This window comes from Micromonospora sp. NPDC047730 (assembly GCF_043204765.1).
GTDB lineage: Bacteria > Actinomycetota > Actinomycetes > Mycobacteriales > Micromonosporaceae > Micromonospora.
This window is the reverse complement of the sequence record NZ_JBIDCU010000002.1, coordinates 574,688-595,513: the sequence shown is the minus strand read 5'-3', so window position 1 is coordinate 595,513 and position 20,826 is coordinate 574,688. Positions and strand designations below refer to the sequence as shown.

The 20,826-nt window shown below is 69.9% G+C and carries 44 protein-coding genes; all 44 read right to left on the bottom strand.

Annotated features, from left to right (window positions below; all coding sequences use genetic code 11):
- Positions 1-4 precede the first annotated feature (4 nt).
- The 44 genes from ACGF5G_RS08835 to ACGF5G_RS08620 all read right to left on the bottom strand — a co-directional run bounded on the left by ACGF5G_RS08835 (position 5) and on the right by ACGF5G_RS08620 (position 20,773).
- A complete protein-coding gene (locus tag ACGF5G_RS08835; protein ID WP_393260393.1) occupies positions 5-250 on the bottom strand; it encodes a hypothetical protein in 246 nt (81 codons plus the stop codon).
- The gene (locus ACGF5G_RS08830) at positions 247-597 is read right to left on the bottom strand and encodes a hypothetical protein (RefSeq protein ID WP_393260390.1); all 351 of its coding nucleotides are present in this window, start codon (positions 595-597) and stop codon (positions 247-249) included. Before ACGF5G_RS08830 ends, ACGF5G_RS08835 begins: the two co-directional genes overlap by 4 nt.
- A gap of 77 nt (positions 598-674) precedes the next feature.
- The gene (locus tag ACGF5G_RS08825; protein WP_393260387.1) at positions 675-1,049 is read right to left on the bottom strand and encodes a hypothetical protein; all 375 of its coding nucleotides are present in this window, start codon (positions 1,047-1,049) and stop codon (positions 675-677) included.
- Positions 1,050-1,121: 72 nt separating this feature from the next.
- Positions 1,122-1,511, bottom strand: coding sequence for a hypothetical protein (locus ACGF5G_RS08820; RefSeq protein WP_393260384.1), 390 nt, complete (start codon positions 1,509-1,511; stop codon positions 1,122-1,124).
- 90 nt (positions 1,512-1,601) lie between these two features.
- Positions 1,602-1,844, bottom strand: a complete 243-nt coding sequence (locus tag ACGF5G_RS08815) for a hypothetical protein (protein ID WP_393260382.1) — start codon at positions 1,842-1,844, stop codon at positions 1,602-1,604.
- Between the two features lie 74 nt (positions 1,845-1,918).
- Positions 1,919-2,296 carry a hypothetical protein gene (locus ACGF5G_RS08810; RefSeq protein ID WP_393260379.1) on the bottom strand — a complete coding sequence of 126 codons (378 nt, stop codon included), beginning with the start codon at positions 2,294-2,296 and terminating at the stop codon, positions 1,919-1,921.
- A gap of 72 nt (positions 2,297-2,368) precedes the next feature.
- Positions 2,369-2,698, bottom strand: coding sequence for a hypothetical protein (locus ACGF5G_RS08805; RefSeq protein ID WP_393260376.1), 330 nt, complete (start codon positions 2,696-2,698; stop codon positions 2,369-2,371).
- Between the two features lie 74 nt (positions 2,699-2,772).
- Positions 2,773-3,297, bottom strand: coding sequence for a hypothetical protein (locus ACGF5G_RS08800; protein ID WP_393260374.1), 525 nt, complete (start codon positions 3,295-3,297; stop codon positions 2,773-2,775).
- Positions 3,298-3,377: 80 nt separating this feature from the next.
- Positions 3,378-4,595, bottom strand: coding sequence for a DUF932 domain-containing protein (locus ACGF5G_RS08795; protein WP_393260372.1), 1,218 nt, complete (start codon positions 4,593-4,595; stop codon positions 3,378-3,380).
- A gap of 174 nt (positions 4,596-4,769) precedes the next feature.
- Complete coding sequence (locus ACGF5G_RS08790; RefSeq protein ID WP_393260369.1) at positions 4,770-5,015, bottom strand: hypothetical protein; 246 nt, start codon at positions 5,013-5,015, stop codon at positions 4,770-4,772.
- The gene (locus ACGF5G_RS08785; RefSeq protein ID WP_393260367.1) at positions 5,012-5,308 is read right to left on the bottom strand and encodes a hypothetical protein; all 297 of its coding nucleotides are present in this window, start codon (positions 5,306-5,308) and stop codon (positions 5,012-5,014) included. Before ACGF5G_RS08785 ends, ACGF5G_RS08790 begins: the two co-directional genes overlap by 4 nt.
- A 15-nt stretch (positions 5,309-5,323) precedes the next feature.
- A complete protein-coding gene (locus ACGF5G_RS08780) occupies positions 5,324-5,779 on the bottom strand; it encodes a hypothetical protein (RefSeq protein WP_393260364.1) in 456 nt (151 codons plus the stop codon).
- A gap of 97 nt (positions 5,780-5,876) precedes the next feature.
- Complete coding sequence (locus ACGF5G_RS08775; RefSeq protein WP_393260361.1) at positions 5,877-6,143, bottom strand: hypothetical protein; 267 nt, start codon at positions 6,141-6,143, stop codon at positions 5,877-5,879.
- Positions 6,144-6,262: 119 nt separating this feature from the next.
- Positions 6,263-6,703 (bottom strand): hypothetical protein, encoded by a 441-nt coding sequence (locus ACGF5G_RS08770; protein ID WP_393260358.1) that lies wholly within the window; start codon positions 6,701-6,703, stop codon positions 6,263-6,265.
- A gap of 73 nt (positions 6,704-6,776) precedes the next feature.
- The gene (locus ACGF5G_RS08765) at positions 6,777-7,289 is read right to left on the bottom strand and encodes a hypothetical protein (protein ID WP_393260355.1); all 513 of its coding nucleotides are present in this window, start codon (positions 7,287-7,289) and stop codon (positions 6,777-6,779) included.
- A 91-nt stretch (positions 7,290-7,380) separates the two neighbouring features.
- Complete coding sequence (locus ACGF5G_RS08760) at positions 7,381-8,286, bottom strand: hypothetical protein (RefSeq protein ID WP_393260353.1); 906 nt, start codon at positions 8,284-8,286, stop codon at positions 7,381-7,383.
- 176 nt (positions 8,287-8,462) lie between these two features.
- A complete protein-coding gene (locus ACGF5G_RS08755) occupies positions 8,463-8,750 on the bottom strand; it encodes a hypothetical protein (RefSeq protein WP_393260350.1) in 288 nt (95 codons plus the stop codon).
- Positions 8,751-8,821: 71 nt separating this feature from the next.
- Positions 8,822-9,256, bottom strand: a complete 435-nt coding sequence (locus tag ACGF5G_RS08750; RefSeq protein ID WP_393260347.1) for a hypothetical protein — start codon at positions 9,254-9,256, stop codon at positions 8,822-8,824.
- Positions 9,253-9,579, bottom strand: coding sequence for a hypothetical protein (locus ACGF5G_RS08745; RefSeq protein ID WP_393260345.1), 327 nt, complete (start codon positions 9,577-9,579; stop codon positions 9,253-9,255). Before ACGF5G_RS08745 ends, ACGF5G_RS08750 begins: the two co-directional genes overlap by 4 nt.
- Before the next feature lie 72 nt (positions 9,580-9,651).
- On the bottom strand, positions 9,652-9,972 hold the full coding sequence (locus ACGF5G_RS08740; protein WP_393260342.1) for a hypothetical protein: 321 nt from the start codon (positions 9,970-9,972) through the stop codon (positions 9,652-9,654).
- Between the two features lie 75 nt (positions 9,973-10,047).
- Positions 10,048-10,224, bottom strand: a complete 177-nt coding sequence (locus ACGF5G_RS08735; RefSeq protein ID WP_393260340.1) for a hypothetical protein — start codon at positions 10,222-10,224, stop codon at positions 10,048-10,050.
- Between the two features lie 74 nt (positions 10,225-10,298).
- The gene (locus ACGF5G_RS08730; RefSeq protein ID WP_393260339.1) at positions 10,299-10,604 is read right to left on the bottom strand and encodes a hypothetical protein; all 306 of its coding nucleotides are present in this window, start codon (positions 10,602-10,604) and stop codon (positions 10,299-10,301) included.
- 70 nt (positions 10,605-10,674) lie between these two features.
- Positions 10,675-11,082: a hypothetical protein gene (locus tag ACGF5G_RS08725; RefSeq protein ID WP_393260337.1), complete on the bottom strand. Its 408-nt coding sequence runs from the start codon at positions 11,080-11,082 to the stop codon at positions 10,675-10,677.
- Positions 11,083-11,147: 65 nt separating this feature from the next.
- Positions 11,148-11,381 carry a hypothetical protein gene (locus tag ACGF5G_RS08720; RefSeq protein WP_393260334.1) on the bottom strand — a complete coding sequence of 78 codons (234 nt, stop codon included), beginning with the start codon at positions 11,379-11,381 and terminating at the stop codon, positions 11,148-11,150.
- 81 nt (positions 11,382-11,462) lie between these two features.
- On the bottom strand, positions 11,463-11,846 hold the full coding sequence (locus ACGF5G_RS08715; RefSeq protein WP_393260331.1) for a hypothetical protein: 384 nt from the start codon (positions 11,844-11,846) through the stop codon (positions 11,463-11,465).
- 87 nt (positions 11,847-11,933) lie between these two features.
- A complete protein-coding gene (locus ACGF5G_RS08710) occupies positions 11,934-12,401 on the bottom strand; it encodes a hypothetical protein (protein WP_393260329.1) in 468 nt (155 codons plus the stop codon).
- Between the two features lie 81 nt (positions 12,402-12,482).
- Complete coding sequence (locus ACGF5G_RS08705) at positions 12,483-12,719, bottom strand: hypothetical protein (RefSeq protein ID WP_393260326.1); 237 nt, start codon at positions 12,717-12,719, stop codon at positions 12,483-12,485.
- Between the two features lie 81 nt (positions 12,720-12,800).
- Positions 12,801-13,214: a hypothetical protein gene (locus ACGF5G_RS08700; protein ID WP_393260323.1), complete on the bottom strand. Its 414-nt coding sequence runs from the start codon at positions 13,212-13,214 to the stop codon at positions 12,801-12,803.
- 78 nt (positions 13,215-13,292) lie between these two features.
- The gene (locus ACGF5G_RS08695; protein ID WP_393260321.1) at positions 13,293-13,727 is read right to left on the bottom strand and encodes a hypothetical protein; all 435 of its coding nucleotides are present in this window, start codon (positions 13,725-13,727) and stop codon (positions 13,293-13,295) included.
- Between the two features lie 75 nt (positions 13,728-13,802).
- Entirely contained in the window at positions 13,803-14,126 is a 324-nt protein-coding gene (locus ACGF5G_RS08690; RefSeq protein WP_393260319.1) for a hypothetical protein, read from the bottom strand.
- A 76-nt stretch (positions 14,127-14,202) separates the two neighbouring features.
- On the bottom strand, positions 14,203-14,544 hold the full coding sequence (locus ACGF5G_RS08685; RefSeq protein ID WP_393260317.1) for a hypothetical protein: 342 nt from the start codon (positions 14,542-14,544) through the stop codon (positions 14,203-14,205).
- A 3-nt stretch (positions 14,545-14,547) separates the two neighbouring features.
- Positions 14,548-15,033 (bottom strand): hypothetical protein, encoded by a 486-nt coding sequence (locus ACGF5G_RS08680; protein ID WP_393260314.1) that lies wholly within the window; start codon positions 15,031-15,033, stop codon positions 14,548-14,550.
- A gap of 73 nt (positions 15,034-15,106) precedes the next feature.
- Complete coding sequence (locus tag ACGF5G_RS08675; RefSeq protein ID WP_393260311.1) at positions 15,107-15,382, bottom strand: hypothetical protein; 276 nt, start codon at positions 15,380-15,382, stop codon at positions 15,107-15,109.
- Positions 15,383-15,467: 85 nt separating this feature from the next.
- Positions 15,468-15,929: a hypothetical protein gene (locus ACGF5G_RS08670; protein WP_393260308.1), complete on the bottom strand. Its 462-nt coding sequence runs from the start codon at positions 15,927-15,929 to the stop codon at positions 15,468-15,470.
- A 92-nt stretch (positions 15,930-16,021) separates the two neighbouring features.
- Entirely contained in the window at positions 16,022-16,414 is a 393-nt protein-coding gene (locus ACGF5G_RS08665; protein WP_393260305.1) for a hypothetical protein, read from the bottom strand.
- A gap of 80 nt (positions 16,415-16,494) precedes the next feature.
- Positions 16,495-17,022 carry a hypothetical protein gene (locus ACGF5G_RS08660; RefSeq protein ID WP_393260302.1) on the bottom strand — a complete coding sequence of 176 codons (528 nt, stop codon included), beginning with the start codon at positions 17,020-17,022 and terminating at the stop codon, positions 16,495-16,497.
- A gap of 64 nt (positions 17,023-17,086) precedes the next feature.
- Entirely contained in the window at positions 17,087-17,383 is a 297-nt protein-coding gene (locus ACGF5G_RS08655) for a hypothetical protein (protein ID WP_393260299.1), read from the bottom strand.
- A gap of 82 nt (positions 17,384-17,465) precedes the next feature.
- The gene (locus tag ACGF5G_RS08650) at positions 17,466-17,936 is read right to left on the bottom strand and encodes a hypothetical protein (protein ID WP_393260296.1); all 471 of its coding nucleotides are present in this window, start codon (positions 17,934-17,936) and stop codon (positions 17,466-17,468) included.
- 79 nt (positions 17,937-18,015) lie between these two features.
- Complete coding sequence (locus ACGF5G_RS08645; RefSeq protein ID WP_393260293.1) at positions 18,016-18,495, bottom strand: hypothetical protein; 480 nt, start codon at positions 18,493-18,495, stop codon at positions 18,016-18,018.
- Positions 18,496-18,571: 76 nt separating this feature from the next.
- Complete coding sequence (locus ACGF5G_RS08640) at positions 18,572-18,763, bottom strand: hypothetical protein (protein WP_393260291.1); 192 nt, start codon at positions 18,761-18,763, stop codon at positions 18,572-18,574.
- Positions 18,764-18,845: 82 nt separating this feature from the next.
- Positions 18,846-19,145 (bottom strand): hypothetical protein, encoded by a 300-nt coding sequence (locus ACGF5G_RS08635; RefSeq protein WP_393260288.1) that lies wholly within the window; start codon positions 19,143-19,145, stop codon positions 18,846-18,848.
- A gap of 81 nt (positions 19,146-19,226) precedes the next feature.
- Positions 19,227-19,646, bottom strand: a complete 420-nt coding sequence (locus ACGF5G_RS08630) for a hypothetical protein (RefSeq protein ID WP_393260286.1) — start codon at positions 19,644-19,646, stop codon at positions 19,227-19,229.
- A 76-nt stretch (positions 19,647-19,722) separates the two neighbouring features.
- Entirely contained in the window at positions 19,723-19,980 is a 258-nt protein-coding gene (locus ACGF5G_RS08625) for a hypothetical protein (RefSeq protein ID WP_393260284.1), read from the bottom strand.
- A gap of 79 nt (positions 19,981-20,059) precedes the next feature.
- A complete protein-coding gene (locus tag ACGF5G_RS08620) occupies positions 20,060-20,773 on the bottom strand; it encodes a hypothetical protein (RefSeq protein WP_393260282.1) in 714 nt (237 codons plus the stop codon).
- Positions 20,774-20,826: the final 53 nt, after the last annotated feature.

Genomic DNA, 20,826 nt, shown 5'->3' with positions numbered 1-20,826 from the left:
ATGGTCAGTCGTCGCCGCCCTCGACGAGGATGTTTGGCCGCGGCCGGCGCTGCTCCGGATCGCACCGGGGGCACACACACTTCGGCCACCGGCCGTTCTGCTGCCCCCATACCGCCGCCACCTCCGGGTGGTTGGCCCGGTGGCGCGTCCAAGCCTGCTCGAACGTCTCGTCGTACTCGTTGGTGCCCTCGGGCGCGAGGGCGTACGTGCCCAACCCCATGTCGATGGGGCGCTCGCTCGTCGCGCTCACCCGGCGTTCCAGCGAGCCGCGCCTGGGTCGCCGAGCAGCACCTCGCCGCTGCTCAGCATCCGCCCGAAGTCGTGGTCGCTCGTGGCCAGAGAGGCCAGCCCGGAACCGCGCAGCGCGTCGGTGGCGATCACCAGGTGCGGCCGGACGATCAGCTCGCCCAGGACGAACTGGTGGGTCCGCTCCGACCCGAACCGCAATGGGTGTCGTGCCGCCGCAGGCGCCATCGAGCCCCCTACGAACGACACCACGCTTGGGCCCTGGTTCTGCACGTACATCCAGGCGCCGACGTGCCTGGCGTTCTCGCCGAACATGACCTTCGTCATGTCGACCCCGTCCCCGTACAGCATCTCGTCCTCCTCGTCCTGGCCCTGACGGCCACTGCGGTCCGCCCGGTCGCCGGAGCGGCCACAGAAGCGGTCAGGTCTCAGCGGGCGGACAGCTCGTCGAGCCGGCGGCCGACGATCGTGCCGGCCGGCAGGTCCGCTATCGGCCCCACGATGTCGTCGGCGACAGCCTCCGCCACGCCCTCCTCAGCGCCCCACCCTTGGTCCGTCAGCGCCTTGGCCACGATGGCCGTCAGCTGCTCGAACGTTAGGTCCTGCTCCACCACCTCCGCGGTGGTCGTCCCCTTCGCGGACTCGACCCCGATCAGCGCCCGGCCGCAGCCGCAGCCACCCTCCGGGTCGGCCAGGTCTGCGTCGCACACGAACCCGGGGAAGACCAGCTCTCCGTCGTTGGTCCACGAGAAGTCCCCAGGGCGCTCGCCCTGACCTCTCCTGGTCGCTGCCAGCACCTTCATCTCTCGCTCCTCCATGTCGCTCTGGCGGCCACCGCTGCCCGCCCGACCAGAGTCGGGCGGGAACGGAGGCGGTCAGCGCAGCTCGATCAGATCGAGCCAGAGCAGGTCGCCCCGCTCGCGGAAGTCGAACCCTCCCTCGCCTGCGCCGCTCAGGTAGTCCTCGGCTGCCGTGTTGGGGAACTCGCCATCCTCATCCTCTTCCAGGTCGAACAGCACGGCTTGTTCGCCGTCCCCATAGACCCGGTGGATTATCGTCGAGGCGTCGAGGCCGTCGTGCCCCTGCTCAAAGGCAACCCAGCGAGCCTCGGGGAACTCCTGGCGGATCAGCCCCGCCGCCTCGGCCACCTTGTACCGGGCGAGCGTGTACTGCGCGTTCTCCAGCTCACGGAAGGCGTCGGAGAGCGCCTGCGCGCGCTGCTCTCCATCGAGCGCTGCGTATTCCACGGTGGTCAGGCCGGACATGTGTCTTGCTCCTTCATGCGGTTCCTCGTTGGCCGGGCGGCCACTGCGGCGCCTGGGTTGCCCCAGGCGCCACCGAAGCGGCCCGATCGGTCAGCCGCGCTCCTCGCGCGCCAGTAGTACGTCCACGGTCAGCTCGCGGTACGCGAGCAGGCCCTCGACAAGCGGGATCACTTCGCCCTTCTCGTAGCCGGGGATGCCGTTGGTGAGCAGGACGCGCCCGTACACCACGCCCTCCTCGGCGTCGCCACCCACCACCTCGATGCCGAGCCACTCGTCGACGCCCTGGGCGACGAACACCCGGTCACCACGCTCGAAGTCCCTCAGAAAGCCCATGTCTCCTCCTCGCTCAGGCCCTTGGCGGCCACCGCGGCCCACCCGGTCGCACCCCGGGTGGGCCACGGAACCCGTCAGGTCAGCCACACCTCGACGGCTGACGCCGCCTCGCACTGCCACTCCGCGTGGAGCCTCTCGGCCGCGAGGGCGTTCAGCAGCTCGCGCGGGACCGTGAGGTCGTTGCGGGGGAAGCTGAAGAGCAGCTTGTGGACCAGGTGCCACTCCCTGTCCAGGGAGCCCCGGTAGTGCAGCATGCCGCTGCGCCACTGGGCGTCCGTGAAGGATGCGCCCACCCACCTGCCGGGGTTGCCCTCCACCTGGGCGGCGCGCTCGTACGCCTCCAGACAGTCGCTGCGCACCATGGCGCGCTGGTCGAACACCAGCGTCGGCGTGATGCCCTTGTCTCGCAGCCGCTTGAAGGCTGCCTCCATCAGGTCCTGTGTCGTGGGCATGGTGCCCTCCCTTCTTGGCCTTGGCGGCCACCGCGCCGGACCGCGCGACGGGCGCGGTCCGGACGGAGGCGGTCAGGGCCGGTAGCCGGGGAACATCGACGCCATCACGATGTGGTGCGCCTCCTCGGGTGACACACCGAGGCGCTCGTTTGCCTCGTCGACGAGCCGCTTGGCCACCTTGAAGTCGTGCCCGAAGTACCAGGGCTGCTGGTGGTTCTCGCGGCCCTGGCGGTAGCAGCCGGTCTCGCCTTCGGCGACGAACACCGGCTCGTAGCCGTGCTCGGTGAGCATCGACTCGTCGACGAACAGGATGACCCGCCGCCTGCGGAGGGCCGCCTGGGTGTGCGCTGCGCCCATCAGGAAGTTCCTGACGATCTGCTCGTTCTCGTCCTGGTCGCTCATGATCCTCGAATCTCCTCGTCTTGGCCCTGGCGGCCACAGCCGGGCTCAGGTCGCCCTGAGCCCGACCGAAGCGGTCAGGCGCCCTCCTGCCGGACGATTGGCCGGCTGCGCAGGATCTGCCAGGGCATCACCTGCGCCGATGGAAGGTCAGTGGCGGGGTCCGTCACGACCCGGTAGCTGTTCACCCACACGAGGTGATACCGATCGGCCGCGTGGCCGGCCCGCGCGTTACCGGGGTCGCCCAGCGGGATCCCAACCTCCGCGGCCACCCCGACAGCCCTGCCGTAGCGGGCCATGCGTCCGCCGAGCATGGGGCAGGCGAGCGCGCTGTAGTGCGCGCACGCGGGGTGCATGCCGGGCTCTGGCGACAGAAGCCTCCGCAGGTCGACGTCGCGCATGGCGAACACGATCCGCTCGTCGAGCGGCTTGCCGCAGATCGAGCAGAGGTACTTGTCGAGGGCGGCGCGCAGGCGCGAGGCGTCCACCTTCCCGAAGAGGTGGCGGCCGTCGGGCAGTGTGGGCGTGATCCACGGGACGGCGAGCCCGGCCACGGTGGGCAGGTGGTTCAGGCTCAGTGGCACGGCGGGTGCATCGGGCATGTTGGTTTCCTCCGTCTTGGCCCTGGCGGCCACTGCCCGGCTCGCCCCGGGTGGGGCGAGCCGGACCGAAGCGGTCAGGGTCAGCGGCGGACCAGCAGCATCAGCCGCTTGTGCGCCTTGTTCTTGGCCTCGTCCCGGTCGCCCTCCATGACCGCGGTGGCGCGGGCGGCGGCAAACTTTCCCTTCAGGGATCCGGTCGGCCGGATGCTGACCTTGTGGTCGAGGAACTCGGTGATGGCCCGCTCGCCGGCGTAGGCGGTGTTGCCCAGCCGCTCGGCGTTGGTGGTGAACAGGTCGGTGAGCACGTTCTTTCGCGCCTCGTGCTTCTTGCGCTTCTTCTCCGAGGCGTCCTCGTCGACGGTGCCGAACAGGTCGTCGATGACCTTGTGGAACTCGTCGATGGCCAGGTCGGTCTGGGCCAGCGCCGTCTCCTCGGCGACGAACTCCTCGTAGTAGGCGACGGACAGGCCCAGGGTCTCGCGGGCCTGCTCGAAGCGCTCCTGCGCGTTGGTGGTGTGCCGGCAGCCCCACCGGGCCACGGCGTCGCGCAGGGCGAACCGCTCGGTGTTGCCGCACACCGGGCGCCAGGGGGTTAGGACGATCTCGAACTTGCTGCTGCCGTCGTGGGAGTTCATGGCCGCGACGAACGGGATGATCTCGTCGGCCACGCCGCCCTCGTCGATGACCAGGCTCTCGGGTAGCCGCATGCTGACGAACACGCGGCGACCGTCGCGCACCGCGCCGGCTGACTCCCAGATCAGCTTGCGGCTCGCGGCGAGGTCCTGGAGGAACTCGAACTGGGTCCGGTTCTGGAAGACGGTGTACTTCTCGCCGACGACACCGAGGCCGGCGTGGGTGTCCCCGCGGGTGGTGACGAACTTGCCCGGAAGTACGCGGGTCGGGCCGCCCAGCTCCTCCTGGAAGAGCACCGGCCGCTTGCGGACCTCCCAGTCGATCCCGCCTAGCTTGAGGACGGTGTCGATGTCGGCGGTGCCGCCGGGGACGACGTTGCCGAGGCCGTGCCAGGCCGGCGTGGTGGTGTAGAGGGCGACGGAACCCGTGGTCTCGTCGAGGCCGTGCTGCGGCATGATCTGCCCGAGGTTGTTGCGGAGCAGGATCTCGCCGTCGTCCCAGCTTCCCGGGTCGGTGACCTGGAAGCGGCCGTTGCCGAGGTTGCGGAGCTTGCCGTCGGCGAGGCGCTGATCGAAGTTGGCCTGCGCCTGGGTGGCGGCTTCGAGCTGCTCGCGACGCTCGGCCGCGAACGCCTCGTTGCGATCCACCGGAAGGGTCGTGGTCATCCTGAGGTGGTCCTTTCCTGTTCGGTTGTGGCTCTGGCCTGGCGGCCACCGCGTCCCGCCGGTCTCCCGGCGAGCACGGAAGCGGCCAGCTCCGTCGTGCTTAGGTGTATTTAATACATCCAAGGTAGAGCAAAGAACGGGGCCACGTCAATCCGTGGCCCCGTTCTCGCCCAGTCACAGCTCGTGCCGCTTGGCCTTCGCCTCCCGCAGGATGAGCACCGCCGCCATCCCAGGGGCCGCACCCACCGTCTCTGGGGGCAACCTCCTCAACTGCTCGCACAGGTAGGCGAACCGCTCCACCTCGTCGACCTGGCCGAGGTGGCGCACCTCCCGCTCGATCCAGTGGTCGACCCGATCCAGCGTCTCCGCGTACTCCTCGCCAATCAGCCGGAGCAGCCGGGCGCGCTCCTCCTCGCTCACCGGACGTCACTGGGGCTATAGCCCTGCTCGATCAGGCGAGCCCGGATCGCTTCCAGCGCCTCCCGGCCGGCGTCGCCCACCGCCTGAAAGTGGGCGCCAGCCTCGTTGGTTCCCATGAGGACGTGCCGGCCGACCCTCAGCACCGCCAACCCACCCTCCGACACCCCGAGGACGTACAGGCCGACCTCCTGCACCGCCAGCCGCGCCTGCTCGTTCGACACCCCGAGGGCATCCATCAGCCACACGCGCTCGTCGCCGAGCAGTGCCTGCCCCTGTCGCTCGTGCCCGTCCATGACTTCCTCGCTTCCTTAGCTCTCCAGTCGGGTCAGCCGGCGCCACACGTCCTTAGCGTCGGCCGTGCTCGGATCCAGCTCCCACGTCGCGGGCGCGAGGCGCACGCCGCCGTCGACCACCTTGCGGATCTGGTCCGGACTCTCGGCGGGGAAGGTGTCCATGTGGAAGTCGTCGCCGTCCCGCCAGACGCCCACGTACACCAGCGGGTCCTGGCCGATCTGCGCCTTGAGCCACTTGAACACCCCGGCCTGCGTGTAGGGGGTGCCGCCTTCGCTGACGGCCGACGCGATCTCCCGCGACGACATGCCCTTCAGGTAGTACAGGTCCGCCGCCATGAGCGCCCGTGACCGCTGAATCGACTTCTGCATGTCGTCGCGCAGGCGGGTGGCAGCCCGGATACCCTCGACGCCGGTCGCGCCGACCAGCTCGTCCAGCGCACGCTGGAGTCGCTCGGCTTCGTTTCTGATCATCACCGTCTCCTCGCTTTGTACCGGCGTCGAACCGCCAGGGCCGGGCGCCTGGGACAGCATCCCAGGTGCCGGATCCAACCGGGCCGTCACCTCGTCGTCACGCCGCTCGCTTGACCTGCGACATCTCCCACGCCTTGCGTGCGATGTTCGGCGGCAGCGACAGTCCGGCGGCCGGGTCGTGCCAGCCGGCCATCTGCACCAGGCCGCGGCTCGTCTCGATGCAGTCCAGCTCGGCGCGCTCCGGCCCGAGCACCCGCACCATGTAGCAGGTGCCCTTGATCGCCCGGACCGTCAGCTTGCCTCCTGCCATCCACGACGTCCCGAACGAAAGTGCCGCGTCCAGGTCCCGCATCATCTCCGTCATCTCGGCCAACGTGTCCGGCCGAACCCCCACCAAGTCCACCTCTCGACCACCCATCTCCGACCCCGCGGCCGGCGGCGCCGGCCGGACATGCGCCCGGCCCGCACCGTCATCCCTCGCGGTCAGCGGCTGAACACCTGGTACGCCCCGGCGTACGTCGCCACCCAACCCTCCCGGTAGCCGCCGAGGATCGAGCCGAGGTGCTCCTCGGCCTGCTCTGCCGAGTTCCGCGCCCCGCCGCCGCTCAGCGCGTAGACCCCCGGCTTGCCGGTGAGGACCATCGGGTAGAACAGGCGCGACGACTTCCACGGCCGCAGCATGGCCGCGACTACCCGCCACGGCGAGCGGGGCACCTCCGCCAACTGCGCGATGGTCTCGGCGGCCAGCACGAGCCGGCCCGCCTCCTGCCGGTCCGCCAAGACCGCCAGCGCGCACCTGGCCATGTCCGGCGTCCCGACCAGCGACCGGCACTCTCGGCAGTGGTCCGTCGCGTCGTACCGGCTCGGCAGGCGCGGCGGCTGGGCTGCCAGTTCTTCCAGTTCGAGGATTGCGGCTCGGTTCATGGCGCTCACCTGCGCCCTTTCTCCTCCGTCCGGAGGTGGCGAGGGCATCCGGCACCGGACGGATGCCCCACCATCAGCGGACGAGGCTCTCCCCGTTCCAGTCGTACTCGCCGGTCAGCAGGTCGCACCGGCCGTAGGCGTCCCGGTCGGTGACCTCGCCGACCGTGTCCAGGCCCTTGTACTCGGGGGTGTCGGCCCACTCCTCGGTGCCACCCACGTCGCGCAGGTCCCGGCAGGCGGTGCGCCAGATCCCCTCGGTCAGCCACCGCTCGCCGCTCTCGTGCATCACGTCGGTCTCGACGTAGAAGAAGTGGTCGATCACCGCCCACAACCCGTCGGGCATTCGGCGGGCGAACCTCCGGCCCCAGGCCGTACTGAGCTGCCCGTCGCCGCCCACCACGCCATGGTCCGTCGGCTCGGCCGGTGCCACCTCCCGCCAGACCCCGTCGACCAGGACGTCCTCGTGCGTCAGCAGCACCGCCCACCGCTTCGGCGCCCACAGCTGACTGTCGTCGGGGTATCCCGGCGCGTCCGTGAAGCCGACGCCCAGGATGCACTCCCGACCATCCGGGAGTCGCTCAATCACCGCGTAGGTCATCCCTGACCTCACTCTCTCCTCCGCACGGAGGTGGCGCGGCACCGGGCTCGCGCCCGATGCCACACCATCACCCGTACGGTCAGCGTCCGGCCGTTTCCCGGTCGCGCTCGAACTTGCGGATCTTGGCTTCCAGCTTCGGCTGGAGTCGAGCCTCGATCTCCTCGACGCTCACCCCGTCCTTGGCGGCCAGCGCCTCCGCGATCTGTCGAGCGAACTCTCGCTGCTCGGCCTGCCAAGCGCGGTTACTGGCCCAACCGCGCTCATCGCCGTTCTCCATGTGCCGCACCCACTCGATCTCGGCCGTGCGGCGGGTTCTGATCTCCGAGCCGTCCACCTTCAGCGGCTCGCCAGTGGCGGCGCCAATCAGCTTCGGGTCGTTGATCCGCGCCTCGCGGGCGGCGTCATCGGCCATCCGCTGGTGCTTGTGCTTGCGCAGGTTGCCCCGGCTGGACACCGGCACCCCGCCCGCGTCACACTCCCCGCAACTGCCGTAGCCGTGCCATCTGCGGCTCATCCTCGCCGGCACCTTGTTCAGGCACCACCCGTCGGCGGCTGCCTGCTCGGCCGCGTACGTGCCCGGGGTGCGGAAGTTGGGGTCCTTCGGGGCGTCGGGGTAGCAGGCGGTGCAGACGTGCCACCCGAACTTGCCGACCAACTCCTCGTCGCTCAGTCCGCTAGCCCGCGGGGTCAGGTTCCGCTCGGTGCTCTCGAACAGCGTCGAGCACTCACCCTCCCGGTGTAGGTGCCCGTTCGGCACCCACCACCACCGAGTCCACCGCCGGCGCTCATATGCCGCCTCCAGCGGATTCTCCTCGTCGGCGATCCGCGCCAACGCCTCTTCCGCAGCTGCCCGCTGCTCCTCGCTGACGTTCCGGCCGCCCAGGATCGCCTGGTGGTGAGCCTTGTCCCACGCCAGCCCCAGCAGCCGTTGGTCAATCTCGGCCGGGGTGCTATCGGCAGTTACGGGCCGCTTGTCCTCCGTCATCGCTCGCGTCCTCCCTCTCGGCCCTGGCGGCCACTGGCGGGCTCGGGGGTGCGCCCCGAGTCCGCCCGAAGCGGTCAGGTGTTGTGGTCGAAGGAGTCCCACGTCGTTCCCTCGTCGAGCACCCATCGGGTGCGCAGTGCCACGTCGCTCGCGTCGGGCTCGCACCTCACCGTCACTCAGGCGGGGATGGTGTAGGTGACGACGCCCGGCTTCTCGTCGACGTTTTCAGACTCGAAGCTGACCTCCTTGGTTTTGATCTCCTCGACCTCGCCCGGGAAGACCCAGGCGCCACCGTCGAGCCACCTCCACTCGCCCCAGCCTGCGTATCGGTGCCCCACCTCGTACTTGCTGCGCCCCAGGTCGTAGCCAACGATCACGGCGATGTACCGCTGGCCGTCCCCGTACTCGGTCACCTCCACGAAGGTTCCTACCGGCAGGTCGCACCGGCTGCTGTCGCCCTTCATTACCTCGCCTCACTTTCCTGGCCCTGGCGGCCACAGCCGGACTCGGGTCGCCCCGAGTCCGACCGAAGCGGTCAGGCCGAAGGCAGGCGCGCACAGAGGAAGTCCCGCACGGAGGCGGACACCTCAGCGCTACGAGGGGTGCCTGCGCTGATGTCGACGGCGCGCAACGGCGCCGTCCGAGGTGACGGCACCAACTCCTGCTCTTCCCAGCGCCGCAGCAGGGTGCCCTCCAGGCATGCCCCGTCCGCGTCCAGGTGCCAGCGCCCCTCCTGCACCACGAAGTGCTGGGCGTACAGCGTGCCGCCCCGGACGACCGCCCTGACGCGCGCCTCTCGCCCCAGCAGCTCAACCAGCCCTTCGGCCAGCAGCAGGCAGCCGCCGTCATTCCAGCCGTACGGGCCGGGTAGCAACGCCATCGCCTCGTGGGTCCAGAGCGCCCTGCGCAGTGCGTAACCGAAGCGGCGCGGGTTGTTGCGTAGCATCTCCCGCACCGCCTCGCGCGTCATTCCGACACCTCGCGCACCGACATGCGCACGATCTCGCCCTTCCCTCGCTCCTGCTCGGCCTCGGGGCCGTAGGGGAACTGCATCGTGAACATGCCGTAGTGCGGCTGGACCATCTCCGGCATGCCATCGGCCTGCGGGTGACCCGGTGCGTCGATCCACCCCCAGTAGGTGCCCTCGGGGTCCTCGGTCAGCTCGACGGGCACCGGCTCTCGGCCGTACGCCCGCACGTACCACGGGTCACCGAAGTTCATGAACTCCCGGCCCTCAACCGGGCTCTTCAGTCTTCCCGCGTACATTCGCCACCGTCGCGGCTCGCGTTCCATCTCGCTGCCTCCGTCCTGGCCCTGGCGGCCACCGCCGCGGCCCGCCCCGAAGGGCGGGCCGGACGGAAGCGGTCAGGCAGGGTCGTGGCGCTCGCCCGTACTCCAGTTCCACGTCGGCAGGTTGGGGTCGTCATCAGCGTCCCGCTCCAGCAGCACGTACTCGCAGCCGAGCTTGCGCGCATGCCGCCAGATCGCCTTGATTTCCTCGGGCACCTTCTCGTAGATGTCGAGGTTCGGGTCACTCGGCGCCCACACGAACCAGCCGTACGCCGTGTGCTCGTACGCCGTCACGCCGGGGTAGCCGCCGAGACCGTCGCAGACCTTCTCGGGCAGGTGGCTCGTCGACAGGTCGAGAAACTGCCGCACGGTCGAGCCGTTCGTCTTCGGATCCACTTCTCCTCCATCTTGGCCCTGGCGGCCACCGCGCACGCCCCGGGGCGCACGGTTCCCGGGGCGCGGCGGAAGCGGTCAGGTGCTGCTCGTCGGCGTGAACCAGACCTGGTATTCCTGGTCGCCGTTGCCGTACTGGTCGCCCTTGAAGCTCCAGTCGACCGACCAGCCGTGCTCTGCGGCCTTGTCACGCAGCATGTTCATGAGCTGCTGGTGGTCCAGCTTGGCGGGCTCCTCCGGCTGCTGCTCGTCCATCTCTCCTCCTCGTCCTGGCCTGGCGGCCACTGCCCGGCCCGCGTCAGGCGGGCCGGACGGAAGCGGTCAGGCGATCACTGCACGTCGCTGTAGTCGCCGTGGTCGTGCGGGTGCTCCGCCCGGGGCTCCGGCGTCTCGAACGGGTGGGAGGTCAGTCCTCTCACGCCGCGACGGACGACGGTGTCCTTGCCCTGCGAGATCCACAGCAACTTCTCGATTTCGCATGTGTCGTTGTAGACCTCCTGGAGCGTCTCCAGGGTTCGCGGGTCGTTCTTGTCGAGCACGCCCTCCCGGACCAGCCAGTCGAACAGGTCGTCCAGCTCGATCTCCAGCTTGTGCTGTTCTGCCACGTCCCACTCGAACGTCAGCTTCACGTTCATCTCCTCCATCTTGGCCCTGGCGGCCACCGCACGCGCCCCGGCAGTTCGAGGCGCGGCGGAAGCGGTCAGGTCAGAGGTAGAACCGCTCCGGCACGTGGGCGGTGAGCAGTTCCCGCCAGAAGTCGCACCCGATCAGTTCGAGCACGATGCGCACGCCGTCTGTCGTCAGGTGGTGCTTGCGCGCGTGGTCGGTGTGGAACGCCTCCAGGTCGAGGAAGGTGTCCCAGGCGGTGCGCCCATCCGGAACCACGTCCCAGACGCTGACCGTCGCCGGCACCAGCTCGGGATCCGGCGCACCGCCGTCTCTCTCGATCTTGTCGGCCAGCACGTCGCGCAGGCTCGCCAGGTAGTGCGCCCCGGGCGTCTCCGGCCCGCTCGGGCGACCCGTGCCGGCCATCGGGGCCAGGTCGGCCAGTTCTTCCGGCTGGAGGCACCGCAGGCCCCGCAGGACGATCTCCAGGTCGGACAAGGCTCCCATGTCGTCCTCACTCTCTCCTCCGCTCGGAGGTGGCGAGGGCACCGGCGGCGGCCGGTGCCCCACCATCACGAAGCGGCGGGCAGTGCGGCTCCCTCGGCCCGCAGGCGCCAGACGGTCCGAGAGTCGAGGTCGCGGATCAGCAGGGCGTCGTTGTTCAGCTCGGGCTGGGTGTTCCGGTTCGTGGTGATCCGTTCGACGATCGGAGTGAACCGCTCCGACGGCACCCCCGCTTCCAGGACCGTGAAGGTCTCGCCGCCGTCCCGGCTGATCGCGTACTCGATCGTGCTTGCCTGCGCCATCCTTCGGCGCTCCTTTCTCCTGCCGCGCGGCAGGCGGCGAGCCGCCGGACCCGAAGCCCGGCGGCCACCGTCAGTGCGCGGTCATCCCAGGTGGTCGACCGTGCCGTCAACCAGGTTGACGACCAATTCCGTTTTCTCCCCGGCCTCGTAGCTCAGCGTGCCGAGCAGGCCGCTGACCTCATCGCCCTCGAAGTCGAACAGGAACGGCTCCTCATCGCCCTTGAGGTAGACCCGGGCGCTGCGCTCCTTGTAGTACCAGCCGTTGGGGTAGTTGTAGGGGTCGAACAGGACCTTGATCGGCTCCTCGTCGGCCTCCAGCTCGCCGGAGGCCGCCAGTTGTTCTGTGACGACCCGCAGCAACTTGCTCTCCGTCCGCCGGTCGTATGCGTCCTGGTAGGCCCTCAATGCCGCCAACAGCTCGTCGTCCGACATCCGGTCCAGCTCATCCGCACTCGGAACCGCCATCGATCCCATCCTCACCTTCTCCCGCCGCGCGGCGGGCGGCGACCGGCCGGGCTCGTAGCCCGGCCGTCACCGTCAGCGCGCGGTGGATCAGTCGTCGGCTCGCTCGACGTCAACGTGCACGTCGTCGCCCACGACCACGACCTCGCTGGCGATCCAGCGGTCACCCGGGTAAGCGCGGTCCTCGAAGACGTCGCCCACCTCCAGGTCCTCGACCGCACAGCCGCCGTCATCGGTCTCGACCCAATAGCCCGTGTCGTAGATGCCGCAGCCGTCGCCAGCGGAGTGGCCGTCCTCGTCACCCTCGTCGTCGCCCGCGTCGCCCTCCTGGCCGTCGTCGCCGCTCTCGTCGTTCGCCCGCATCAGCTCCTCGGCCCGCCGCTGCGCCGCATCGTGCGAGTCGGCAAGGACCAGCTCCACCCACGATCCCTGCGGAAACTCACTGGGGAAGGCATCGGTCAGGCCGCCGGCCCAGTCGGTGCGGGTCGGGCGGCCCAGCGAGGCGACCGCGAGCGGCGCATTGTTCAGCCACACCCCGACGACCGTGTACATCTCCATCAGACTCCTCGCTTCCTCCCGTCCGTGCGGCGGGCGGCGCCGCACCGGACCTTCGCCCGATGCCGCACCGTCAGCACACGGTCAGCAGGTGATGCCGGTCTGCCAGGTTTTTGGATCGATGTGCGCCTCGTAGGTGGCCACCTCGCCGTCGTGCTCGATGACCAGCGCCCAGATGAAGTCCTCGCCCAGACCCACGACCTCCACCGAGTCGTCATCCCGCACTCGGCCGGCGTACCACGTCTGCACGCTCCCGAGCGCCTCGTAATGCTCCAGCGTTCGCTCCTGAGCCGCATTCAGCGGCCCGAACCTCTCCGCCACGCTCCGCCCTCCATTCCTCCGTCGTGCCACGGTGGCGAGCGCGCCGAGCCGCAGCCCGGCGCACCACCATCACCCGCACGATCAGAGCCCGTCCGGCAGTCGCTCTGCGACCTCCGGCCATCGCTCCAGCGCCAGGTTGGCCAGCAGCCGCAGCGCGCCCGCCTCCGCGTCCACCCGGCCCGTCCGTAGCGCGGCGCGGTATTCGCCGATGGCAGCGACCAGCCGCTCGGGGTCGACATCTTCTCCCCGCGTGGCCGGGTCGCTCATCCGGTCGAGGGTGACCGGATCGCTCATGCCCCCGTCGATTACCTGGACCAGCTCACCGTCGACCTGGATGCCCCAGGACAGCGAGCGCAGCAGCACGCCGTCGTCGAGGTCGTCCGGGTCGGCTTCCTGGATCTCGCGGACCTTGGCCGCCGCATCGAGCAGCGTCGGTGCGGTCACCGCGAAGGTCGCCGTCACCGCCGCGTCGAACAGGAACTCCCTGTCATCCATCTCCGCCTCACTTCCTCCGCCCGTGCGGCGGTGGCGACCGGCCGGGCGTCACCCGGCCGGCACCATCTCCCGTACGGTTCAGCCCTCCGTCAGCCCTGCGCCACTCGGCCGCCGGGGCAGTCGGATTTCGCGCACGTCGAAGCTGTCGGGGTAGTCCTCGTCGTCCTCGCGGTCGATGTGGGGCCAGTCGTCCTTGCCGCCCTCCTCCCAGGCTTCCTCGACCAGGTCCTGGATGGTGCGGTCGAGCTGGGGGTTGAGGTCGTAGTCCTCCAGGACCAGCCGCCTGCCGCGCGGCCCGTAGATCCCTGCCGCCATGCACCACACGTCGTCGCCCTCATCCACCGACACGCGCACCTTGACGGCCTCGGGGAAGCGCGCCCTGGCGGCATCGGCGATTTCGACCTCGGTCATGCGCCGCAGTCGCCGCGTCCCGTTGTTGACCCGCCGGCTCAGCGCCGCCCGTGCCTTCGCGCGCTCGGCCGTTCCCGCCGCCATGTACTCGCTGATCTTCACTTCGTCACCTCACCTCTCCGCCGTGCGGCGGTGGCGCGCCGCCGAGCCATGCTCGGCGGCCACCATCAGCGCACGTCAGAAGTGGATCGCGAGGATGCCGTCCAGCTCGACCTCGCGGCCACCGGCGAACGTGAGCCTCAGGCTGTTGACCTCGACCACGTCGCCGCTGATCCGGGTGACCGTTCTGCTAGTCGGACCCTCCTCGTAGACCACAACGTCCTCCACCGCGCCGTCGTAGTCGTGGCGCAGCATGTCACTGATCGCCTTCTCGATGATCGTGGCCTTCGTCCCCTGCCAGCTCACACCGTCGGCGATCAGGCTCAGGCCGTAGCCCGACTCGGGCCGCCGCGCCTCCTGCTCAGGCAGCCCGACCTGAATCTCCGTCTTCCTGTCGCTCACCTTGCACCTCGCCTCTCCGCCCGTGCGGCGGTGGCGAGCGCGCCGGTCACCCCGGCGCGCCACCATCAGCGCACGATCAGGGCATTCGCGAGATCAGCGTCAGCAGCCCGAGCAGCTCGTGCTCCGGGACGCATTGCAACTCGCATCCGCCGTTGCCGTAGTAGACATCACCCCCCTGACTGTCGACCGCTCGCACGAAGTCCTCGACCACCTGCCAGTCCTTGGGCAGGTGCTCGATGTGGTCGTCTGGGTCGTTCCCGGTCCACTCGACGACCAGTACGTCCACGGTGCCAGCCGCGTATCCGGGGATCGCTGGCTGGCGGGGGATGACCGACGCGCCGAGTCCGTTGGGCATCCGGTACAGCCGCCGCCATCCGCGCGGGTGCTCGATCTCGTATGCCGGCGTGAGCGCGTCCACCGCTCAGCCCTCCACCGCAGCTACGGCCTCGCGGACCTCCCGGACCACGTTGCCGGTCGCTCCGTACGCTCCGTTGGAGTTGTTGTGGAAGCCGACCGGCCCCTCGGGGACGATCCTCCGGATGAAATCCAGCACCTCGCCGAGGGGCTTGTGCCCCTCGGCCCACGCCACCCACTCGACCTCCAGCAGCCCGTCGCCGGTGAAGTCCTCGTCCCGGTGGTTGACCCCGGCCGCGCCGTAGTTGACGCAGATCGTCCGCTTCACCGCGTCGAGCTGGCGCACCGTCGCTCTCGCCCACGGCCCGATCTCGAACTCCGACCAGCGGATGATCTCGACCATGGTGACCGGGATACGTCCGCCGTCGTCCTCGCCGACGGTCACGTGGTCGCAGATGTTCTCCTCGCCGACCTCGGCTGCCGAGAAGTAGCCGTCGGCCAGGTAGCCGACCCCCGTCCTCCGGATGTCCCGCCCGTTCACGATCGTCCTCACTTCCTCCTGCCGCTCGACAGGTGGCGAGCGCACCGACCGAAGCCGGTGCGCCACCATCACCCGAGCGGGGTGCTCAGTCGCTGAGGTGATCGAACTCCCGTTCGTCAATCAGCCCGCGCAGGTACGCCTCCTCCGCGCACGCACCGGTGATCCAGAACGGGTTGGTACGGGGACCCATGCGCGCGAGGATCGCCTTGTGAGCGTCGCTGTCGACGCTCCGTGCTGCCGCGAGGACCTGTTCGTCGTCCAGGCTGCGGATGTGCAGGATGCCGTCGACCGCACCCTGTGTGTAGCCGTGCCTCCGCATCTCCTCGGCGGTCTCCTGCCGAGCCCTCGGCGGCGTCTTCATCGTTGGCCCTCTCTCCGTGTCAGTCATCCGCTCGACGGTGGCGCGCCGCCGAACCTCAGCCCGGCGGCCACCATCACTCGTACGGTCAGCTCAGCGCCCGACCCGCGCCGTCGACCTTGTCGCAGTGAATCTGCACGTGGTCGACCGCCAGGTCTTCCTCACCGACGTAGAAGACGGCAAAGCACCCCGGGCACTGCCAGTTCACCTCGCGCCCGTCCGCGCCTCCCTCGTCGTCGCCGCCGTCCTCGTCGCCCTCGTGCAGCAACTCGATGCCGAGCACCGTGGCCAGCTCGGCTCTGTCGTGGTCGAGCGGGTCGAGCGTCCCGTCCTCCAGGCCGCTCTTGAGGCGGTCCAGCAACTCCACCACGTCACCCTCGCGCGGCTGCCAGTCGTACGACTCGGCCGTCAGGCAGACGCCCGTCGCCACGTCGTGCACGTCGAACGACAGACCGTCGCTGTTCTTCCAGGCAATCCGCTCCACGCGGAAGCCTCGGCCGCGAACCGTCAGCACCGCCACGTCGCGCCGGTCCGCAATGTTGTTGCCCATCTCTCGGCTCCCTCTCCGTCCAGTTGTTCGCTCGACGGTGGCGCGCCGCCGGGCTGGAGTCCGGCGGCCACCATCACCCGAGCGGGGAGCGTTCAGGCTTCCTCTGCCTGTTCGAGCAGGGCGTAGACCAGCCGCCGCCCGATGCCCTCCAGCGTGCGGGTGGCCCCGTCGGTGGTCAGAGAGCGGTTCGGCGCGTCCTCATCGAGCCAGCCGCCCAGCCCGACGAACAGCGCCCATACGTGGGCGTCGTCGCGGGTGCCCAGCGGGGCTGCGGCAATCTCGTCCGGCTCCGCCTCGCGCGGGAGTCGGCCGTGCTCCTCAACGAAGTCGGCCAGCTCGTCACGAACCTCGGCGAGGTACGACGTACCGCTGAGGCTGAGCCTGTTGATCTGCGAAAGCCTGACCCCCGGCATCGCCAGGCGGGCCAGGTCACCATCGGTCGCCATTCGGCGAATCTCGGCGACGAAGCTGAACAGGTTGGCCATGACCGGCCCTCTCTTCCTCCACCCATGCAGTGGTGGCGCGGGCACCCGGCCGCACCGGATGCCCCACCGTCAGCGCACGGTCAGATTTCCTCGATCTGCACGTATCGGCCGCGCTCGTCGCCCGGCGGGTAGGTGAACCCGCGCACCGGGTGGTAGCCGATGCGCTCGCTCAGTCGCTTGCCGGCGTCGCCGTGCTCCCAGAGCCCGATGCCCTGGCCTTGCGAGTTGTAGATGTACAGCTCGCCCGCCCGGTACCAGGCGGTGTCGACGTCGTGGACGTAGGCGTGCCCGAGCCGACGCGCGTCCTCCAGGATCTGGTTGACCACCAGGGCCAGGTCGCCCGGGTTCTCGCCCGCGAAGTCTCCGAGCCGCTTGACGAACCGCGGCCGGTCGTCCGGGTGGATCGCGTCCAGTTCCCAGCCCCGCCGCTCGGAGTGCCACCACACGGCGTACGCCTCCTCCGTCTCGGCAGGGTCCTCCTCCTCGGTGACGACCTCGGCCGTGTCGAGGAAGCTTCGGGCGGCGCCGCTCAGGAAGGTCTCCACCCGCGACCGCCACACCTCCTGCGGGTCGTCGGACTGCGGGTAGTAGATGCTGTAGGAAGTCACCGCTTCCCTGCCTTTCTCCGCCACGCGGCGGTGGCACCGGCCGGGCAGCACCCGGCCAGCACCATCAGCGCGTGGAGTCGTGGTCGACCTCGTCGTCCGGGTCGTCCCCGCCGTCGTCCTCGGTGTCCGCCGGCCCGCTGGACAGGGCCACCTCGGCCACGCTCCAGTCCACGTGGGCCTCGCCGATTGCCAGCTCGTGCACGATCACCCCGGGGGCGAACTCGATGTCGGGGTTCTCCGCCCCGAGCGCCGCCCGCACCTTGGCCCACGCCTCTTGCTCGCTGTCCGCCTCGACGTGCAGCGTCACGGTGGCCGGTGCGTCGAAGGTGTAGGTGTGGTTCACGTACTCGTCGTCGCTCATGGTCGAGCCTCGCTTCCTCCCGTCCGTGCGACGGGCGGCATCCCGCCGGACCTCGGCCCGGCGAGCACCGTTCGCGCACGGATCAGTCGCCCTCCACCCGGAACGGACAGAGCAGCTTGAAGACGCTGTGCGGTACCAGCTCCCGCACGTCCTCGACGGTGATCTCCTCGCAGTCGGGGGAGTTGCGCACCCGGGCGACCATGTCGAGCACCGCCGCCAGGGCCTCCTCGCCCTCCGTGATCTCGCCCTCTCGGACCGGCCGGAACTTGGCCCGCTTGACCATGCTCCGCAGAGCCCGATCCTCGCTCAGGTCGTACTCACCCTCGAAGGCGACGAACGCGCCGTAGTGGTCTCCCGGCCCGTCGCAGCCGACCCGCCAGGTGACGTAGTCGCGCCCCGCCGGTCGCTCCGGGTCGTGGCACATCACGACCCACTGGTGGCAGCGCTCGCCGTGGCGCGCCTGGACGGGCATGGCCCCCATCACCACGAGGTGGTTGATGGTCGTCGGGACCGGGATCGGCATGACGCCACCCCGGGTCAGCGGCATGGTCATGGTGCTACCTCGTCTCTCTCCTCCCACGCGGAGGTGGCGAGTGCCCGGCACGCGGCCGGGCACCACCATCAGCGCGCGGTCAGGCGATGCCCTGACGAGGCTCCACCTCACACCAGGCACCGGCGTGGCCCGCCAGCACCCACACCTCGTCGGCGTAAACGCCCTCGCGTTGCGCCAGCTCGATCGCCTCGTCGGCACCCCTGCTGTACGCCCCGAGCGTCGCCTCCAGGCGGTCGCCGTCTCGGGTCGCGTAGACGTAGAACTCGTTGACCGCCACCCTCCCGGCGGCCAGGTCGTCGGCGACCCGCACGAAGAACAGCGAGTGCCGCGCGTGGCTCTCGATCTCCTCGCGGGCCATCGTCGCCAGTCCGCGCCCCCGGGCGGCGTCAATGGCCTTCCGCATCTCTTCGGTCAGGTGCTCGCGCACCCACTCGTGCGCGCCGTCCAGCGTGTCCGCTACCCGGTTGCCCTTACCGGAGAGCCACACCGTGAAGTAGCCCGTCCCGTGCTTCCGGTAGATGTCGTGGCCCAGGTGCCTGCTGTGAAACTTCTCGTCCACGAGTGCCCTCATTCTCCCGCCGTGCGCGGGCGGCACCGCGCGGACCCTGCGGCCCGCGTGGCACCGTCGGCGTACGTCAGTCGATCCCCAGCAGCCCTCGGGCCAACTCGGCTACCTCCTCGTAGTGGCTCTCGACCTCGCTGTACCCGAAGGCGTGCCCCCGCTCGTAGGCAAAGGCGTACACCTTGTTGTGCTGGGCTTCAGTCAGACCCTCTCCGTACTTCTCGCGCATCTCGGCGCTGTGCTCGCCGTAGGTCTTCTCCGGCACCGTCCCGACCTCGCATCCTCCCGCCGTGCAGCGGGCGGCACCGGCCGGACCTCGCGGTCCGGCCAGCACCGTCAGTGCACGATCAGGCGCGCTCCCGCCCGTACATCTGCTCCTCGGCTCGCTCGCGCTCCGCCACCTCGTCGGCGGGCACACTCGCCCAGGCGCACAGGTTCGCCAGATTGACCGCTGCGATGTCCTCGCCGTCCTGCGAGAAGATCACGCGCAGCTCGCCGCACTCGCCGGTTGCGCCCATCGCGTTGTCCAGGTGGCTGCCCTGCACGCGGGCGGCCACCTCCCGCTCGTCCGGCTCGTGCCAGTCCGGTCGCACTCCGAGCCGCCGGGCCAAGGCCACGAACTCGCGCCGAGTGTCGATCAGCTCCATGTCGATCCTCCCTTCCTCCTGTCCGTGCGACAGGTGGCGTGCCGCCGGACCTCGGCCCGGCGACCACCATTAGCCGCACGATCAGCCGCGCACCCACCACGTGCCGGCGAACTCGCCCAGCTCGACCGTCACGGGTTTGTAGTCCTGGCGCAGCGCGTCCGCGAAGTCCGCCCAGTTGACGTGCGACAGCACCGGGTGGTCGCGGTGGATGCCCGAGGTGTCCTCGACCTCGTCGCGGGCGAACTCCTCGAAGTAGTCGGCGGCGATCAGGGTGCACCGGTGGTCGGCGATGTACGCCGCGCCGAGGCCGGTCCCGTTCAGTCCCTCGATCAGCGCCTTCACCGACTCGATCCGGTCGAGCAAGTCCAAGTCCTCGGGCTCCTCCTCTGCCTCAGCGGCGGCTGCCGTCCGCTGGAGATCGCGCAGGATGTCGAAGACCCCCTCCGGGTCGATCCGGTCACCCCGGGCCGTCATCAGGTCGTCGTACGTCGGCTTACGCATGTCGCCCTCATCTCTCCCGTCCGTGCGACGGGCGGCGAGCCGCCGGGCGAACCCGGCGGCCACCGTCCATGCGCGGTCAGCCTTCGTCGTCGGGACCGATGTACTCCAGCCTCTCTGCGGCGGCGATCTTGTCGCCCGGGTAGTAGGCGAACGAGCCCAGGGTGATCGCGGTCCGGATGACGTCGGCGTGCTTGATCGTCAGCTCCAGCAGGCGCTCCTCGGTGAGCGGGGAGCCGTCCGAGTGGCCGTAGTTGTCCCGCAGGAAGCGCACCACGCGGTCCATGGTGGCCTCCTCCCGCCCGGTGTATGCCTCCTGGATCGTCTTGCTGTCCATCGCTGCCTCGCTTTCTCCTGCCCGTGTGGCAGGTGGCGCGCGGCCGGGCGCAAGCCCGGCCGCCACCATCGGCACACGGTCAGTGCCAGGACTCCCACTTGTTGAGCCCGTTCTGGTGCTCGGTCACGTGGTTCGGGTAGTTCGGGGTGTCGGGGTGTACGTGGCGCTCACAGCGCATCTCTGGGAAGTCCGGGTGCGTCGCCGCGCACCGCTGATGCTCCGGGATCGGCAGGCCGCGCGGCTCGACCAGCGTCAACCACCGCCGCTCGGTCTTGCTCCAGACGCTGGCGCTGGTCAGCTTGCCATCGTCGTGCGTGGCGCTCCACTGCCCGACCAGGTGCCGCGTCCCCTTCCACTGGATGGCCGCGCCCATCCGGCGCAGGTCGTCCAGTGTCTCGAACGCCGTCGCCAGGGTCGCCGGCTGCCAGTCGGCGTCCGTCGCCGGCAGGCGGACCTCGAAATACCCGCCGGGCTCCGGGTCGCCGTCCAGGGTCAGCGCGTAGGCGTCCAGCCAGGCGTCCAGCTCGGCCCGGCTGTAGAACGCCGTCCAGTTGAGCGACGGCCGACCCGGGAAGTAGATCAGGAACTCGTACGGCGCTTCGGCCCGAGGCGTCCGGCCCTGTCGCCGGTCCTCGATCTGCTCGGCCGTGAGTCGGTACCCGCGCGCCTCCGCGCCCGGGTTCATGAGGATGTCCTCCCCGTGCAGGTCGCGGCGGATCTGCCGCGACTGGTGCGGCAGTGGGTGCCGTCCGCGGTAAGTCGCCTCGCCGATTTCGACGAAGGTGCGGCCCATAATGTTGCCCTCACTCCCTCCACCACGCGGTGGTGGCAGCGCACCGACCTCGG